The following is a 17,622-nucleotide window of genomic DNA, read 5'->3' as shown; positions in this document are numbered from 1 at the left end:
GTTTTTTGGCAAGCTATATGTTTTTAAGTTCGCAAAAGCGTTTCACTCAGCAAAGAAGATTACTTATTTAAATCTTCGATTATTTTTAAATAACTAATAGCCCAACCCTTATTCTGTATATTATTAATAACTAAATAAAGATTATTAATTATACCTTCAATAGATAATTCATTTTTGTTTTGACAGAGGATTAATTGAAGCTCTAGACTCTCGGCGAGATATTTCAAGTATTCAACATTATTAATCTTTGAAAAACATTCACAAAAAACATATCCAGAATTATATTTTCCTTTCAACTTAAAGCTTGTAAAATCAAAAAAATAAGAAATTATATACATTTGAAAATCAGACCAAATAAAAACATTTTCTATAAAATCATCTTGCCTTTTTGCTGTAAAATTATCTAAAATTTGCTGAATAAAAGGAAAGTGATCATACTCAAAATGATCTCCATTTTCATCTAATTTAATTTCATCAATATAATTTTTGATTTCTAAAAACTTATCTTTCATAAGCAAATATTAAGGTAATTTCGCCACCAAACTCTCCGGCAACACTTTCAAAATTAAATAAATAATCTTCCATTTAAAATTCGGGACAATGGTGAAAGAATTTCCGGCATTGACGATATGTTTTGCCACATAATTGGGCTCCATAATTAGAGATTCATTTAATTGTAATCCTTCATTAATTTTTGTCCTAATATAACCGATCACCAAAGCATTCACTTTAATATTTCTTGAAACTAATTCCTGTCGTAGTCCAGCCAAATAAGTTGTAAAAGCTGCCTTTGTACTTCCATAAACAAAATTACTTTTTCTTCCTCTTACTCCGGAAAGTGAAGACAATCCAATGATTCTTTCTAAATTTTTATTACTTTCATCCATCGCAATAATATTCAGAATGGAAACTGCTCCCATATAATTTGTAATCATCATTTGTTGAGTTCCTTTGAAATCTCTCAGAGCCTTTTCATTATCAACTAAAAAGCCTGCGGCGTAAACTGCAATATGCGGCTTTACTGGAAGTTCATTATAGAATTTCTGATGTGAATCAAAATCTGCTGCATCAAAATATAAAACCGTAATTTTTGCTGAATTTAAATTATTTGTGCTAATAAAATCTTCAAGCGATTGAGTATTTCGGGAAGCTGCAATGATAGAAAATCCTTTTTCAAGATATTGAATGATACATTGTTTCGCAACATCGGAGTTGGCACCTAGAATTAGAATGGTTTTGTTTGTGTTTTGATTCATGGGGCAAAGATATTTTATTTTAAAATTTAAACACAAATTTCACAAATGTTTTCACTAATAACACAATTTTTTGTCATTTCGACGAAGGAGAAATCTATCTTTAAAAGTATGCAATAGATTCTTCACTCCGCTTTGCTTCGTTCTAAATGACAGTGTGTGTAGAATATGGTTATCTAAAAAAGAATCGGCGCGGTGAGCTTTGCTCACCGCGCCGAAACGTAATATTTTAAAAACTAAAATTTATTTATTTTCAGTAGTTTCGATTTCTTTTTTCTCAACTGGTTTATCAGTTGTTTTTACTGCTTTATCTCCAAAACGAGTTTCTGTAAATTCTCTAGAAACTGCTGCTTTTTCGAATTTCAATTTTCCAGATAACGTTTCAATAACGAAACCATCATCCTGAACCTGAGCAATTCTTCCGTGAAGACCAGAAGTAAGAACTACTCTAGTTCCAACTTTTAGATTTTCCTGAAAAGTTTTTTCTTTCTTTTGTTTTGCTTGTTGTGGCCTTATCATTAAGAAATAAAAACCTACAAACATCACCCCCATCATGATCAACATCATTGGAGACGAACCTCCTGCTGGAGCTGCTTGTAAAAAGATTGTTAACGTATTCATTATATTATGGTTGAATATTAGCAGTAAATGTTAATTTAATTGGAGCTTTATCTACGTTAGCAAAAACATCTGCATACTTACTTACGTTTCCGTCAAAGCTTGAAGAGTCAAAATGCAACGTGATTTTTCCTTTTTTACCAGGCATAATTGGTTCTTTTGTGAAATCAGGAACTGTACATCCACATCCTGGCTTTACTTCAGAAATTACCAAAGGATTAGTTCCAGTGTTTGTAACTTCATATACATGCTCTACTTTATCTCCTTTTTTGATTTTCCCAAAATCGAAGCTGTTTTCAGAAAGAGCAATTGTTGTTAATGGCTGGTTAGATGGAGCCGGAGTTCCTGCTACTGCCGGAGCAGCCGTTGCTGCACCTTCCTGTACGGGAGCTGCTGAAGAATCAGTTGGTGGCAAATTGTTTGCAGCACTAGAATCTACTGCTACAGCATCTGATCCCTGAACTTCTTTGCTTTCTTTTTTACAAGAAACTAAACCAAAGCCTATAATAGACAAAGCGATAATTGATAACGTCTTTTTCATGTTAAATTCTATTTTGATCTTTACAATATTTATCTAAAATTCCGTTGATGAAGATATTTGATCTGTCTGTAGCAAATACTTTAGCGATCTCAATATATTCATTAATAATTACTCTTGAAGGGGTGAAGGCAAAATTATCAAGCTCAGAAATTGCTGTTGTTAAAATAACTTTGTCCATTAAAGAAACTCTATCCAAATCCCAGTTATCCAATCTTTCGCCTAACTTTTTCTCATTGCTTTCCCAGTTGTTCAGTGTGTCTCTCAACAATTTACCTGCGAAATCCCTGTCTTCATCATCTTTCACCATTTTGATCAAAGTTCTGCTGTCTTCATCTTCTTTTAGAAAACCAATCGTTTTTTGAACCATTGAATTAGCAATATGAATGTCATCATACCAAGTTAATTCTTTATCCCCAAGATATTCATGAAAATCTTCATTTTCAGCGATGTATCTTAAAAATAGTTTTCCAATAAATTTTTGATCTTCCTCAAAAGAATACCCATCTTCTTTCATGAAATCCTGATAACGCTTTCCTGCAGTAATTCTTTGGAAAGTTCTTACCAATAAATCATCATGAAGGTCCCACTTCAATTGTTTATGCTGACCAGTAAAAAATAATCTCTCAGGATTTTCTTCAATCTTAATTAATACTTGGTTGCTGATGAATTTTTGATTAGGATTGGTATTAGCATCGGTTTTGATGTACTTATTCTTACCGATTTCGATCTGATGTTCTGCAAGATCTTTCAACGCCACCAAAAAGTTTAGTTCATAGATATACAGATAATAGATTTTTTCTATTCCAGAGAACATGTTTTTCTCTAAAACATCAAATTTTATTGGATTTTGGTAGTAAGAATACACACTTTCTACTACTTTTTCACGGATTTGTCGTCGTCCTAACATTCAAAGAGCTTTTTATGGGTGCAAAGATACGAAATTTAAAATTTATGAAATTCGTAGTCTGCTTCTATTTTTGTAATTTTGCAAAACTTTATGAAAGCTTTAAAAACTCTAAACCCTTATTTTTGGAAACATAAAATATTATTGTTTTGGGGGTCGCTATTTATCATCACCAGTAATTTTTTCAACATATACAAAGTACAGTTTGTAGGAAAATCGGTGGATGAACTTACAAAAAACGGAAATTTCGGCTTCAATAAGCAGATATTAATTTATGTTGCCATTATTGTTGGATGCTCGCTTCTTACCGGATTTTTTACCTTTATGATGAGACAAACCATTATTGTAGCATCCAGAAGGATTGAATATGAGTTGAAAAATAAAATCTACAGACATTATCAGGAATTATCTTTAACGGATTACAAACAAACGACGATCGGAGATTTAATGAACCGATTAAGTGAAGATGTTGTAGCTGTAAGAATGTATCTTGGACCTGGCGTGATGTACGTTGTGAACTTAATTATTCTATTAATTATCACAAGTATTTATATGCTGAAAACCGATGTATCAATGACTTTATGGACATTGTTACCTCTTCCAATTTTATCATTTGCTATTTTCAAGGTAAGTTCTATTATTAATAAAAAGTCGAAGATTATGCAGAAAAGTCAGTCTGCGATTTCAACTTTTGTTCAGGATAGCTTTTCTGGAATTCGTGTGGTGAAGTTTTTTGCGAAAGAAAATTATATCAAGAAAAATTACAGCGTAAAAGTTACTGATTATCAGGATAAGGCTTTAGATTTAGCCAAAACTGAAGCATATTTCTTTACTATTATTTTATTTGTAATTGGTTTATTAAATGTTGCCATTATTTTAATTGGCGGGCAAAAATATATTGACGGACAATTAAGCATCGGTAAAATCGCCGATTTCTTCATGTATATCAACACATTGATATTTCCTTTCTCAATGGTTGGATGGGTGACTTCCGTAAACCAAAGAGCGGAAGCTTCCATGCAGAGAATTAATGAATTTTTAGATAAAAAATCAGAAGTTATTAATACAAACTTCGAAAACTATCCTATTAAAGGAGATATTGAGTTCAGAAATGTTTCTTACGTCTATCCAAATACAGGAATTAAGGCTTTAGATAGTTTAAGTTTTAAAATTGATGCCGGACAATCTCTCGCAATCATGGGTAAAACAGGAAGTGGAAAATCTACAATCGCTTTGCTTCTTTGTCGATTAATTGATCCTACAGAAGGTGAAATTTTAATTGACGGTAAAAACCTTAAAGATCACAACCTTGAAAATTACAGAAATTTTATAGGTTACATTCCACAGGAAAGTTACTTATTTTCAGATTCTATCGAGACTAATATTGGCTTTGCAGTAGACAACCCATCCCACGAAAAAGTTGTTGAATATGCCAAGATCGCAGACGTTGATAAAAACATTATTGATTTCAAAGATCAATATAAAACACTGGTTGGTGAGCGTGGCGTCATGCTTTCGGGAGGTCAGAAGCAGAGAATTTGCATCGCAAGAGCCTTAATTAAAGACCCAAACATCATTATTTTTGATGATTCACTGTCTGCTTTGGACACTGAAACCGAGCAGAATATCCTTGAAAATATAGATTCAAAAATTCACAATGCTACGTCCATAATTATCACACACAGAGAGTCTAGCGCTCAGAGAGCAGATAAAATTATTAATCTTACCGAAATTACCAATTCTTTAACCGCTTAGCCATTTCATTCGGAATTGTTAAATAAATCATAAAAAAAATTTTGTGATTAAAAGAAAACTTTTATATTTGTTCTTAACAAGATTAAAAAATATCTAACAATGAGTGAATACAAGGAACGCCATGAAAATGAAATTTTCACGAAGGTGTTAAAAGCAGGAAGAAGAACTTATTTCTTTGATGTGCGCGAGACGAAAGCAGGAGATTATTATCTTACGATTACCGAAAGTAAAAAGAACTTCGGAGAGAATGGAGAGGCTACATTCGAGAAACACAAAATTTATCTTTACAAAGAGGATTTTAAAAGTTTTCAGGAGATGTTTAATGAATCCACAGATTTCATCATTAACGAAAAAGGTGAGGATGTAATATCAGAAAAGCATGACAAAGACTTCAAAAGCAAATCTTACACAATAGATTCTGACGACGAGGTTTAAGCCAAAACAATATCTTAAAAACACAAGCATCTGAAAAAAGATGCTTTTTTTATGTTTATATTTTGATAAATCTTATTGATTTTCTTGATGTTATTGCATAAAAAAAACACATTCTCAATGAAGAAAATGTGTTTAAATGTGGGTGAATGAGGGGTCTCGAACCCCCGACCTCCGGAACCACAATCCGGCGCTCTAACCAACTGAGCTACAATCACCGTTTTGGTGGTGCAAATATAAGAAAGATTTTTTAATTACAAAATAATTCCTTCAAAATTTTTCAACGCAATCAGCTTCTCAGTCGTAAATCCCTCAGCATAAGCAACTCCCGATAACCTACCTAAATCCTGTGCACGGTACGTTAAACTCTCATAGAAGTCCTTTGATGTAATCGGAGTCTCCGGTTCTTTAGAATTTGGGTCATAAAACTGAGTTTTGAAAGCCATACAGGCTTCAATCTTCTTATCAAGATGCTCAGATATATCAATTACAAATTCCGGTTTGATGTTTTTCCACTGAATATAATTGAAAATATGCTTCGGTCTCCACACGTCTTGATTTTGTCCGTCTTCTGAAGTTTCAATTTTTCTTAAGCCAGATAAAAAGCACGCATCCGATACTAATTTCGCTCCTTTTGCATGATCTGGATGTCTATCATCAATCGCATTCGCTAAAACGATTTCTGGCTGGTATTTGCGAACCATTTTTACGATCATTAATTGATATTCTTCAGAATTCACAAGAAACCCATCTTTCATTCCTAAATTTTCTCTGGCAGAAACTCCCAAGATCTTTGCAGAATTTCCAGCTTCAACTCTTCTTGTTTCATCCGTTCCTCTTGTTCCCATTTCGCCTTTCGTTAAATCAACGATAACGCATGTTTTTCCTTCTGAAATTAATTTGGCTATTGTTCCGCCGCATCCTAATTCAACATCATCCGGATGTGCTCCAAAAGCAAGTATATCTATTTTCACTATTCTTTTATTTTTAATTTGTAAGATGGAACGCCTAAGAATTATTTTCATATTTTGAATTTAACCACAGGCATTTCATATTTTCAAATATAAGATTTAAAATAAAAACTTCCCAAACATTACGAATGGGAAGTTTTAATATCTATAATTTAAATTTTAAATTACTTGTTGATCTCTCCGTTCAGCTTTACAGCATCTTGGTATGTTGGATCTAATTGTAAAGATTTTGCAACATAATCTTTTGCTTTCGCAAGATCAGAATCTTTATTCATATAAGCTACTGCGAAGTAAGCATATGCTAAAGTCTGTTTGTTAGCTTCCATATCTGCAGGTTTTACTGTTGAGATAAATTTCTCGTAAGCAATTTTTGCAGCATCATTATTTCCAGCTTGCTGATAAGAATATCCTTGGCTGTAGTAAGCAGGTGCCCAGTCAGGAAGAAGCGTACTCATTTTCTGCCATGTAAGGATTGCTCCGTTCCAGTTTTTAGCATCTTGGTAAGCTGTTGCCAACTTAAATAATGAATCTGTATCCTGAGCGTTAGCAGCAACTTTTTGCTTTAATCCTTCGATCGTTGGGTTTGTAGGTCCAGTATCAGCAGAACCTTGTGATACAGCACCACCTCCAGCGATTTTAGCAAGCTCCATATCCCACTTCAATGTTTCGTCTTTTGCTCCTTTTGCAATTGCTACTTTTTGTTGAGCTTCAGTCATTAAAGCTGTTTTCTTAGCAGCATCTTTTTCATCTTTAGCTAAACCAGCAGCAATTAGACCTAATAAACCTTGGTCAGCAGGCTGTACTCTAGACTTTTCAGCCTGAGAAACGAAACTATCCATGCTTTGCTTGGCTTCAGCATATTTTCCGTCAGCATATAATTGATATGCTCTTAATTTAAATTTAATTGGATCATCAACTTTGTCAAAAATCTTGTCTAAGATCATTTTAGAGTTTGCATAATCTTCATTAGTGAAATAAAGTTTAGCAATTTCTAACTGAGTATACGGATCTTCATCAGCATATTTTGTATAGTTGATCAAATCCTGAGTTGCTTTCGCATTCTCCTGATATTTAATATCATAAGCAGCTAAAGCTTTGTAAGCAGGTGCGTAAGTAGCATCTGTAGCAATTGCTTTATCTATACTTTCTTTCGCTTGTTTCCATTGTTGTGCTGCCATCCATAAAGTTCCGATTCTTGTATAAACGGATGCTTTATTTTTCGCTAATGGCAAAGCTTTATCGTAAGCTGACATTGCATCACCAGGGATTTTCTTCAATCTGTAAGCATCTCCCAATGTATAGTAATAATGTGCAGGAACTTCTTTTTTAGCAGCTCTTTCAATTGCTTTATTCAAAAACTGAATAGCAAGATCCGGAGAGTTATTTTTTTCGAATAATGTTAAAGCTTCAGCAGCTCTGAACATTACTTCTGCGTCTTTTTCTCTAGAATCAGTTACAATTTTCTGGATCTCAGCAATTGCACCTTTATCGCCTTTGCCTAGTTTTACAGCAGCCAAACCTATTTTATTTAAATAACTTTTAGCATCTAGTGCAAGACCTTTGTTGAAGCTTTCTGTTGCTTTTGCAAAATCCGGTTCACCTTGTCTTAAAAATGTATTTCCTAAGTAGAAATAATTTTCAGCAGTAGGTGCTTTAGCAATCATGTCAGTGAAATTAGTTTTTGCTTGAGCAAATTTATCACTGTCAATACTGTTAATACCATCTTGTACTGTTTGCGCAGAGGCAAAGTTGGCAAAAAATACCACGGCTGCCCCAAAAGCAATCTTCTTTACATTCATAATCATTATATCTTTCATTTTAATATATTCTAAACTGAGTTAATTCATTACACAATTTTCAGACCAAAATAGTGTAATTATTTTAAGGGAAACGTTAATTTAATATTTTTTAACGCATTTGAACCTCTCTCTTATAAATATTATAGGGTTGTAATCCTTCCTTTTCTACGATCATCTGGCCAAGTTGAGTACAAGAATATCTTATGAACCCATTGGCTATGTTAAAGTTTCCTTCGTTTGTTAAAAAGTATAAAACTCTTGTAAAAGGATATTTCATTTCGCGTAATCCATCAGAATCTGCGGTATACAATTTTCCATTATTTTCAACAGGAAGAACTTTTACCAATTCTCTTAGTTTTTCGGAGGTTTTATCATACGGTCTACTGAAAGTATTTAGACCGATAACTCCTATTTTATTCGGGTATTTATTTAATTCTTCAATAATATTCTGACTTCCAGGAATTACAGAGAATTTTAAATCTTTTGGTTGTTTTTTAAGCTTCTGAGCTACAAAATTCAAATTACTTGAATTTGTTCCATCAAAAATAAAGTCTTTATTATCAGATTGAAGCCCGTTTTTAATTTCATCCATAGAAATACTCGTCTTTGGAGAATTTATAGGAACAACAAAAACGACAGCATCAGCGGCAAATTTTGCAGGTAAGATCTTCATATCAACTTGCTCCTCAAAAGCCTTAACTTCTTCAGGAGAAAGTTCTTTAGACATCACAGCGATTCTTGCTTTACCTTGTAACAAATCAAGAAAACCTAAATCTTCTTTTCTTGTAACCACTTTAATTTTTGTTTCGGGATAGTTGATCATATATCCGTCAGCTAAAGCTTCGGTAACGCTTTTAAAGGATTCGTCCGTAAGGATTGTAAGCTCTCCTTTGTGATAAGACGGAGATTTATCTTCTTTTTTACAGTTTACAATGATAATACTAAAAACAAATAGCATTATAAGTTTAATACTATTCTTCATTTCCAGAATCTTTAATTTTTGAAACAGCTCTATATATTCTGAATATCCCGTAAAGGATAAGAAGCCCACCCATTGCATAAGCAACCGCCGGCTCCAAAGTTGTGAAAAAGAATTTGTAGTAAATAACTACACCTCCTAGCACTATATAAAATAATCCTGTAATCAGGGATAACCAATTGAACATCATAAAACAAAAATACCAAAAAAAATAAAAAGAGAAGCTATTGCTTCTCTTTTTTAATTATTATTTAAAGATAAATTATCCTTCAAAATTCATTGTTAAAGGTAATCTGAATCTGTAACGTACAGATTGACCATTAATTTTTGCAGGACTCCATTTATTCTTAATAGACTTAATCGTTCTTACAGCTTCAGAATTGAAGTCTGAATTTCCTCCATTAGCCTTTACGTCAGTAATACTTCCATCTCTTTCTACTACGAAAGTAATTTCAGTTTTTACTGTACCTTCATCACCGTTCATCGCAGAACCATCAAAGCTATCCCCTACTTTCTTTCTGAAAGAGTTGATACCTCCTGGGAATTCAGCAGTTTGCTCTACCTCAGTATATACTTGAGTATCGCTCACCTGAGGCTTCACTTCAGCTGTTGAAGTTCTTGTACCTGTAGATGGTGGTGGCGGAGGTGGAGTATAAGCCGGAGCTTTTACACCTTCCTGATTGTTTAGACCAGTTGTCGTTTCTAATTGCTTAGAAATTGGTGGCGGTGGAGTTTCAATTTTTGGAGCTCTTACCGGTTCTGGTACAACGTTCTGAATAACCTCAATCTTTTCCTCTTCTTTTGGAGGAGGTGGTGGAGGTGGTTCTTCTTCTTTTGGCTGCTCTATAATTTTATCTTCCTGAAGAATCTCAACCAAATCTGCCTTCACTTCTTGTTTAGGTGGTTCAGTAAGTCTCTTAATTGTAAGATAAATAAACGGAGACAAAGCCGCAACTAGGAATAATGCCGTTCCAACAATAAAAGATTTTGTTAGAAGTCTTGGATACTGATGTCTAAGATCATAGGCACCATACGCCTTGTTTCTATTTTCAAATACAATCTCGTCTAAAGTAAGATTCTGACTGTATACATTTTCATCTGCCATAGATTTACAATTTTATGGTTAAATTACTTTGTAGCTGGTGCAGCCGCAGCTCCTTTATTTCCAACTTTTCTGTCATAAATAGCCTGTTCCCAAGGTTTCACATCGGTAACACCGTACTGCTCGCTTTTGGTAATAGCCATCTCGTCAAGAATATCTACAAAGTTTTTATATACAGCATCGTCAGTAGGCTTGATAATAACAGTAAATTTTGTCTTATCTGCCGCATTTGCTTTTGCTTGCTCAATTACTTTTCTAATCCCTTCTCTATCAAAAGTAGTCTCATTAAGATTTTGATCAGTTAAAGATGTATTATCTTGCTGATGCCAAAAAATCTTATTGCCTTTACCCAATAATAAAGAAATTGAGTTAGAAAGTTTAATTTCTGTTGGGGGTGGTTTTGGTGTATTTTCTTTCGGTTTTGCCGGAAGACCCAAATCCATTACATTCGGTTTAGAGAATGTGGTTGTGAACATAAAGAAGGTGATCAATAGAAAACCCAAGTCCACCATAGGAGTCATATCTACCCTGGTATTCTGCTTCTTGGAACGTACCTTGCCGCCTTTGCCGCCTTTTTCCTGTACTTGTACTTCTGCCATTTCTAATGATTATTATTGTTTACCTTCTTGTGATGTAATCAACCAAAATTTAAGAAAATCAATATCTCTTAAACCTTCAAATAGGCTTTTAACTTTAGGATACTCAGTTGTAACGTCTCCTTTGATTGCTAATTTGTAATCAGGATTTACGCTTAAACTTTGTTGTACCCAGTCTACTAACTGCTTATTTGTACTGTCCATAGGAATCCCAGTAGGACTCTTGAAACTCTTCTGCTCCTCATCTGACAAATCAAGATAGCTTTTAAGTTGGTTCATAGGAACCCCAATCGCTTGTACTTTTTGAAATGCAGCTTTTTCGTTGTTGTCAAATGCAATTCCATACTTTTGACCCATTTTATCTAAAAGCTGTAGTCTCTCTGATGCGTTTTCTACCGGTTGGAAATAAAATTTCCCGTCCGGAGTAGCGTTGATGGTCATCAAACTCGCATCAGGAAGTAACTTCTCTGATATTGAAGATGGCGGTTTAATCTGCTCCACGTCAGGTTTTTTAAACTGAGTGGTCAATATAAAGAATGTAAGCAGTAGGAATGCAACGTCACACATTGCCGTCATATCCGTAACTACTCCATGTCTTTTTGGTTTGACTCTCGCCATTGTTTTGAATTATTTTTAATTAAACTTCTGTTATTGCTAATGCAAATTCCTTGCTAAAGATTCAATTCTTAGTTGAACTCAGCGAAAGACTGCTGGATACTCATTGCGATCTCGTCGATCTTGTAAGTTAATCCGTCAATTCTAGATGTAAAATAATTGTAAAGAATAATAGCGATAGCTGAAGTACCAATACCTAAAGCCGTGTTGATCAATGCTTCAGAGATACCTGTAGAAAGTGCAGCTGCATCTGGAGTACCACCACCAGAACCTAATGCAAAGAATGCTTTAATCATCCCGATTACCGTTCCTAATAGTGCGATCAAAGTTGCAACAGTACCTAGAGTAGAAAGAATCATCATGTTTTTCTCTAACATTGGCATCTCAAGAGTAGTAGCCTCTTCGATTGCTTTGTTAAGAGCGATCATTTTCTGCTCCTTGTTTAATGTAGTGTCATGAGAAAGTGCTTTGTAAGTAGTAAGACCTTCTTTCACTACGTTACCTACAGATCCTTGTTGTCTGTCACACTCTTCTAAAGCTTCATCAATTTTGTTTTGATTAAGTAAGCTTCTTACTTGTACTACGAAGTTGTCTAAGTTTCCTTTTCCAGAAGCCTTACCAAGTACGAAATATCTTTCAAAAGAGAAAACGATTACAGTGATCATGAAAGTAATCAAGATTGGTACGATAACCCCTCCTTTGTAGATAATACCTAAAAACGACTCTGGGTGAATGTCTTTTCCTTCAACACTTGAGAAAGCTACAGAACCACCACCTAGTTTGTCTGCGTCTTTAAAATTCCCTGGGTTACCAAGAACGAATAAATAAATACAAACTCCTATAACGAATAAAATAGGAATAATAACAGCTGGGTTTAAACCTCCTGCTTTTCTAGCAACTAATTGCTCATCATTTTTTGAAACATTCATTTCCATATTTAACTAAATTATATTGTTTTAAAATTTTACAGTTTGTAAATTAAAGGCAAAATTAATTAAAATGCAAGAGTCTTAAATAAACATTTTTGTTTTTTTTGATAAAGAAATTTTAATACGATTTCGATATTATAATTTTTTTTCAAATTTTTAGTTATTTTCCTCAATTTTAACGTTTATGTTAAAATATTAAAAAAATTAACCCCTCATTTTTTTTAAATTACCAATGTTAAATTTCTTTTAAATTACAATATTCACAATTCTGTGATGCACTACAATGATTTTTTTCGGTGCTTTACCATCCAGAATTTGCTGTATTTTCTCATCCTGCATCACCAAATCCTCAACTTCTTTAGCTGATAATTGTGCAGGTAGAGGTAATTTAAATTTCATTTTACCATTTACGCTCACCGGATATTCAATTTCGTCTTCTACTAAGTAGGTTTCGTTCAATTCCGGGAATTTCTCGAATTCAATAGAAGTATCATGTCCCAGCAAGCACCATAGCTCTTCACAGATGTGAGGGGCATACGGCGAGATGATAACGGCTAAAGGCTCAAGAATATTGCGTTTGTTACATTTTATTTTTTGTAATTCATTTACAGCAATCATAAATGAAGATACAGAAGTGTTGAAAGAGAAGTTTTCGATATCGTAAACCACTTTCTTTATTAATGTATGTAATACTTTATATTCTGCTTTTGTAGGCTCTTCATCAGAAACTTCAAAATTATCTTCGTTAAAATATAAATTCCAGAATTTTTTCAGGAAACCATATACTCCACTTAGACCTTGTGTATTCCAAGGCTTGGATTGTTCTAATGGTCCTAAGAACATTTCATACAATCTTAAACCGTCTGCTCCGTATTCATTACAAATATCATCAGGATTTACAACGTTGTATTTAGACTTAGACATTTTTTCTACTTCACGTTCTGTAATAAACTTCCCACTATTATCAGGAATAAATTTAGCATCTTTAAATTCAGGCCTCCAAGTTTGAAATGCATCTGTATCCAATTCATCAGATGTCCCTTTTAGTAAAGATATATCTACGTGTATTTTTTGAAGATTAGTTCTAATATCTTCGTTATTTATTTCAAAACTCTCGTCCAAGTTATGTTTTTGCTTCAAGTTTTCAACAAATTCTTCAATTTGAACTTTCACAAACGATTCCAACTGATTTGAATCATTTTGAAAGTCTTTAGCAACATTACTCGATATATATATGTATTGATTATTTAATTCAGAATAATCAGCAACATTCTTTCTTAAACCATCAACTTTGCTTCTTACACTTAAAAAAGCTCTTAAACTAACTCTATACACAAAAGCACTCATCCCTAAAATCATCCCTTGGTTGATCAATTTTTGGAAAGGCTCATCATTATTAATATATCCTCTGTCTTTTAAGAACATATTCCAGAAACGAGAATATAATAAGTGACCGGTAGCATGTTCGCTACCTCCGATATATAAATCTACTTGTCCCCAATAATCGGTTAATTCTTTGTTAGCAAAAACCTCATCATTATTAGGATCCATATATCTAAGGAAATACCATGAGCTTCCTGCCCAACCCGGCATTGTAGATAATTCTAATGGAAATATCGTTTTGTCATCAATTAAATCTGTAGCAACCACTTTCTGGTTAGCTTCGTCCCAAGCAAAAGTTTTTGAATTTCCTAATGGCGGATCTCCATCTTCTGTTGGTAAATATTTTTCAACTTCAGGAAGTGCTAAAGGCAACGCAGAAGTTGGTAACGTGTAAGGCATTCCATCTTTATAATAGATAGGAACTGGTTCGCCCCAATAACGCTGTCTTGAGAAAATTGCATCACGCTGTCTGTAATTAGTCGTTCCATGACCAATTCCTTTTTTCTCAACAGCATCTATAATTAATGCTTTTGCTTCGTCATAGCTTAAACCATTCAAGAAATCTGAATTTACACAAACGCTCGTTTTAGAATCAAAAGATTTCTCCTGAACGTCTTCTTCAGTTTCTACAACTTTTTTAATTTCTAAATTAAATTTCTTTGCAAATCTGTGATCACGCTCGTCATGTGCAGGAACAGCCATTACAGCTCCCGTTCCGTAACCCATCAATACGTAATCTGAAATATAGATCGGCATCTTTTCATTGCTGAAAGGATTGATCGCATAACTTCCCGTGAAAGCACCTGAAACGTTTTTCACGTCAGACATTCTGTCTCTTTCAGTTTTCTTGGAAGTTTCTTCAATATAAGTATCTACCTCAGCTTTTTGTTCTGCTGTAGTAATGGTTTCAACTAAAGGATTTTCCGGTGCCAACACCATAAATGTTGCCCCGAAAATTGTGTCAGGTCTTGTTGTAAAAACCTCAACGATTTCGTCGTGAGAATCAATATTAAATTTAACCTGAGCGCCTTGAGATTTTCCGATCCAATATTCTTGGGCATCTTTTAAAGGTTGAGGCCAGTCTAAAGTTTTAAGACCTTGTAACAATCTTTCAGAATATGCAGAAATTCTCATGCTCCACTGCATCATTTTCTTTTGGAAAACTGGGAAACCTCCTCTTTCGGATTTTCCGTCTTTTACCTCATCGTTTGCCAACACTGTTCCTAAAGCAGGACACCAGTTTACAGTAGTTTCTGCTCTGAAAGACAAACGGTAATTTAATAAAATATCTTCTTTATCAATTTCAGAAGCTTCTTTCCATTCTTCTGCAGTGAAATTTAATTCGTCGTTTTGATTGGCATTTAAATCTAATGATCCTTTTTCTTCAAAATGTTTGATCAACGTTTCGATAGATTCTGCCTTGTCTGTATTTTTATTATACCAAGAATGGAACAATTCAATGAAAATCCATTGCGTCCATTTATAATATGAAGCGTCAGAAGTTCTTACTTCCCTGCTCCAGTCGAATGAAAAACCAATTTTTCTTAACTGCTCTTCGTATCTGTTGATATTTTTCTCTGTAGTGATCGCAGGGTGTTGCCCTGTCTGAATTGCATATTGCTCAGCAGGCAGTCCGAAACTATCGTAACCAACCGGGTGGAGAACATTGAAACCCTGATGTCTTTTATATCTCGCATAGATATCTGATGCAATATATCCCAGCGGGTGACCTACATGAAGTCCCGCCCCCGATGGATACGGAAACATATCGAGAACATAAAATTTTGGTTTGTCTGTGTTATTGGAAGTTTTGTACGTTTGATTGTCTTCCCAGTATTTCTGCCACTTTTTTTCTATCTGCTGATGATCGTAAAACACGTTGTTATTGATATTAGATGTTAGACTCTAGATGTTAGATTTATTATAATTCCAATTCTAGTATTTCACAAAAATAATGATTTTAATAGAAATGGAACTTTAATTTTCGATTAATTATAATTCATATCAAAACAAAAAGATCTCACCCGAAGATGAGACCTTTTTATTATTTATATTATTACTTTAATTATTGAGGAATTCTCTTAAAAGTATAGGTTCTGGTCTTATAAACGGTAGGATCTGAAGTTTCTTCTCTTATTGAGAGGTTCAGCGTAGTTTCATTAAGGGTAATTACTTTCCCGTTAGACGGTTCTACTGTTCCCTGATATTTTATCTGGATCGTTTTTTCGCTTTTGTCGTACGTATAATTGAAATTACGATCTGATGAAATAGCACACTGCCCTGGTGTAGCAGTATCATTCCATTCAGTTCTTTTACCTACTACCTCAGTATTAAACCTCCATCTGGATTCTTTCTGACAGTCGGTATACGTAATAAGATCTGAAATAGGCTGTTCTCCCGTTTCTATAGTAGTGATGACTTCTTTTAATGGCTGCCAAACACCCACAAGAGGAGCTTCAACCGGAGTATCGTCATCATTATTACATCCCGTAGCTACGAATAATGATAAACCTGCAAATAGTAATGCTAATTTCTTCATGTATCAAATTTTTCAAGCGCTAAAATTATAATTTTTTTGAATTATTTAATAGTTTTTTGTGAAAAATTATTTCAAAAACCTATATTTCTAAAATTATTACGGCTTATAGCTGCAATATTACCACTATTTAACAAATATTGAACTATCCAAGACTCCCATATATTTATTAAAAAAGTTATTTTTGCAAAAAAAACAAATGCAAGACATCGCGAAAAATAATTTTGACTTCATCCGTGTTCTCCTCGCTTTTATTGTTTTCATTGGGCATTTAGGCTATCTAAGTGCATCCCCTACCCTTGAATTTCTAAAGCACAGCCCTGTAGAAGTTGGTGTTTTCGCATTTTTTATCGTCAGTGGTTTTTTGATCGCGCGAAGCTATGAAAGAACAAGTACCTTAAAAAAATACGTCAAAAAGAGATTGAACAGAATTGTTCCGGCCTATTTATTGGTTGTCGTTTTATGCACTATATTATTAAGTTTGGTAAGTACTTTTTCTTTTTCGGAATATTTCAGCAGTTCACAAACACTTAAATATCTTCTTTGGAATTCTGTATTTATGAATTTCATGGCGCCCAATCTTCCCGGAGTTTTCGGGAACGGAGCGGTAAACGGAGCACTTTGGACCTTAAAAATTGAAATGTGTTTTTACTTTTTAGTTCCGGTTCTTTTTTTGTTTTTTGGAAAGGATAATAAATATAGAAACATCAGTTTAATCGTATTTTATTTTCTCTCATTGATCTATCTTAATTATTTTGAGATGATAGGAAAAGTAGAAATTTCAAGACAGATTCCTGGAGCATTATGTTATTTCATTGGCGGAATGCTGGTTTATTTTAATTTTGATAAATTCATTAAACATAAAAATATCCTTTTCATCATCGCGATTCTAACGGTTTGGATTGATTTGATTTTTAAAATTAAATTATTCTCACCCATTATGATAAGCATCATCGTTCTATACATTGCCTATTCTTTTAAGTTTTTAAATAACTTCGGAAAATATGGAGATTTCACGTATGGAATTTACATCTTCCACTTCCCTATCATCCGAGTATTTGCTACTTTAGGTTTATTTGCGAATTATAATCCTTATTTCATGGCGTTTATTTGTATGTTGGTTGTAGTAGGTGTCGGCGTAAGCTCGTGGCATTTGTATGAAAAACGATTTTTATAATTATTAATATTCCCTCACAAAACTTTAAATCT

Annotated in this window: 18 protein-coding genes and 1 tRNA gene; 3 read left to right on the top strand and 16 right to left on the bottom strand. The window is 33.7% G+C overall.

The window, feature by feature from the left end; all coding sequences use genetic code 11:
* Positions 1–59: 59 nt before the first annotated feature.
* The 5 genes from AC1Q7L_RS14795 to AC1Q7L_RS14775 form a co-directional block, all read right to left on the bottom strand.
* Positions 60–512, bottom strand: coding sequence for a hypothetical protein (locus AC1Q7L_RS14795; protein ID WP_492306930.1), 453 nt, complete (start codon positions 510–512; stop codon positions 60–62).
* Positions 513–521: 9 nt separating this feature from the next.
* Positions 522–1,256, bottom strand: a complete 735-nt coding sequence (locus tag AC1Q7L_RS14790; RefSeq protein WP_492306931.1) for an SDR family NAD(P)-dependent oxidoreductase — start codon at positions 1,254–1,256, stop codon at positions 522–524.
* A 240-nt stretch (positions 1,257–1,496) separates the two neighbouring features.
* A complete protein-coding gene (yajC, locus tag AC1Q7L_RS14785) occupies positions 1,497–1,874 on the bottom strand; it encodes a preprotein translocase subunit YajC (protein WP_410693660.1) in 378 nt (125 codons plus the stop codon).
* Between the two features lie 4 nt (positions 1,875–1,878).
* Positions 1,879–2,412, bottom strand: a complete 534-nt coding sequence (locus AC1Q7L_RS14780; protein ID WP_492306932.1) for a DUF1573 domain-containing protein — start codon at positions 2,410–2,412, stop codon at positions 1,879–1,881.
* A 1-nt stretch (position 2,413) separates the two neighbouring features.
* A complete protein-coding gene (locus AC1Q7L_RS14775) occupies positions 2,414–3,319 on the bottom strand; it encodes a transcription antitermination protein NusB (protein WP_072412614.1) in 906 nt (301 codons plus the stop codon).
* A gap of 90 nt (positions 3,320–3,409) precedes the next feature.
* Between AC1Q7L_RS14775 and AC1Q7L_RS14770 the strand changes: the two genes are divergently transcribed.
* Both AC1Q7L_RS14770 and AC1Q7L_RS14765 read left to right on the top strand, forming a co-directional pair.
* Positions 3,410–5,071 carry an ABC transporter ATP-binding protein gene (locus tag AC1Q7L_RS14770; RefSeq protein WP_492306933.1) on the top strand — a complete coding sequence of 554 codons (1,662 nt, stop codon included), beginning with the start codon at positions 3,410–3,412 and terminating at the stop codon, positions 5,069–5,071.
* Between the two features lie 99 nt (positions 5,072–5,170).
* Positions 5,171–5,506, top strand: coding sequence for a DUF3276 family protein (locus AC1Q7L_RS14765; RefSeq protein WP_034679055.1), 336 nt, complete (start codon positions 5,171–5,173; stop codon positions 5,504–5,506).
* Between the two features lie 140 nt (positions 5,507–5,646).
* Here AC1Q7L_RS14765 and AC1Q7L_RS14760 read toward each other — a convergent pair.
* From AC1Q7L_RS14760 to AC1Q7L_RS14710, 11 genes are all read right to left on the bottom strand, one after another.
* Positions 5,647–5,722: transfer RNA gene (locus tag AC1Q7L_RS14760), tRNA-His, on the bottom strand.
* Positions 5,723–5,757: 35 nt separating this feature from the next.
* A complete protein-coding gene (gene bshB1, locus AC1Q7L_RS14755; protein WP_492306934.1) occupies positions 5,758–6,477 on the bottom strand; it encodes a bacillithiol biosynthesis deacetylase BshB1 in 720 nt (239 codons plus the stop codon).
* 161 nt (positions 6,478–6,638) lie between these two features.
* Positions 6,639–8,291: a tetratricopeptide repeat protein gene (locus AC1Q7L_RS14750; protein WP_492306935.1), complete on the bottom strand. Its 1,653-nt coding sequence runs from the start codon at positions 8,289–8,291 to the stop codon at positions 6,639–6,641.
* Between the two features lie 91 nt (positions 8,292–8,382).
* Positions 8,383–9,255, bottom strand: a complete 873-nt coding sequence (locus AC1Q7L_RS14745; protein WP_492306936.1) for a PstS family phosphate ABC transporter substrate-binding protein — start codon at positions 9,253–9,255, stop codon at positions 8,383–8,385.
* Positions 9,245–9,442, bottom strand: coding sequence for a C4-dicarboxylate ABC transporter (locus AC1Q7L_RS14740; protein WP_185097261.1), 198 nt, complete (start codon positions 9,440–9,442; stop codon positions 9,245–9,247). Before AC1Q7L_RS14740 ends, AC1Q7L_RS14745 begins: the two co-directional genes overlap by 11 nt.
* A 72-nt stretch (positions 9,443–9,514) precedes the next feature.
* Positions 9,515–10,357: an energy transducer TonB gene (locus tag AC1Q7L_RS14735; RefSeq protein ID WP_066754795.1), complete on the bottom strand. Its 843-nt coding sequence runs from the start codon at positions 10,355–10,357 to the stop codon at positions 9,515–9,517.
* 23 nt (positions 10,358–10,380) lie between these two features.
* Positions 10,381–10,953 carry an ExbD/TolR family protein gene (locus tag AC1Q7L_RS14730; protein WP_066754793.1) on the bottom strand — a complete coding sequence of 191 codons (573 nt, stop codon included), beginning with the start codon at positions 10,951–10,953 and terminating at the stop codon, positions 10,381–10,383.
* A gap of 12 nt (positions 10,954–10,965) precedes the next feature.
* Positions 10,966–11,568, bottom strand: coding sequence for an ExbD/TolR family protein (locus AC1Q7L_RS14725; protein WP_123980963.1), 603 nt, complete (start codon positions 11,566–11,568; stop codon positions 10,966–10,968).
* Positions 11,569–11,636: 68 nt separating this feature from the next.
* Positions 11,637–12,500: a MotA/TolQ/ExbB proton channel family protein gene (locus tag AC1Q7L_RS14720; protein WP_410693667.1), complete on the bottom strand. Its 864-nt coding sequence runs from the start codon at positions 12,498–12,500 to the stop codon at positions 11,637–11,639.
* A gap of 240 nt (positions 12,501–12,740) precedes the next feature.
* Positions 12,741–15,755, bottom strand: a complete 3,015-nt coding sequence (locus AC1Q7L_RS14715) for a leucine--tRNA ligase (protein WP_492306937.1) — start codon at positions 15,753–15,755, stop codon at positions 12,741–12,743.
* 187 nt (positions 15,756–15,942) lie between these two features.
* Positions 15,943–16,416 carry a lipocalin-like domain-containing protein gene (locus AC1Q7L_RS14710; protein ID WP_410693669.1) on the bottom strand — a complete coding sequence of 158 codons (474 nt, stop codon included), beginning with the start codon at positions 16,414–16,416 and terminating at the stop codon, positions 15,943–15,945.
* Between the two features lie 196 nt (positions 16,417–16,612).
* Here AC1Q7L_RS14710 and AC1Q7L_RS14705 point away from each other — a divergent pair, with 196 nt between their 5' ends.
* Complete coding sequence (locus AC1Q7L_RS14705; RefSeq protein WP_492329387.1) at positions 16,613–17,590, top strand: acyltransferase family protein; 978 nt, start codon at positions 16,613–16,615, stop codon at positions 17,588–17,590.
* Positions 17,591–17,622 lie beyond the last annotated feature (32 nt).

This window comes from Chryseobacterium sp. GW823-FHT05E08 (assembly GCF_058795655.1).
This window is presented reverse-complemented; position numbering and strand designations above follow the sequence as displayed.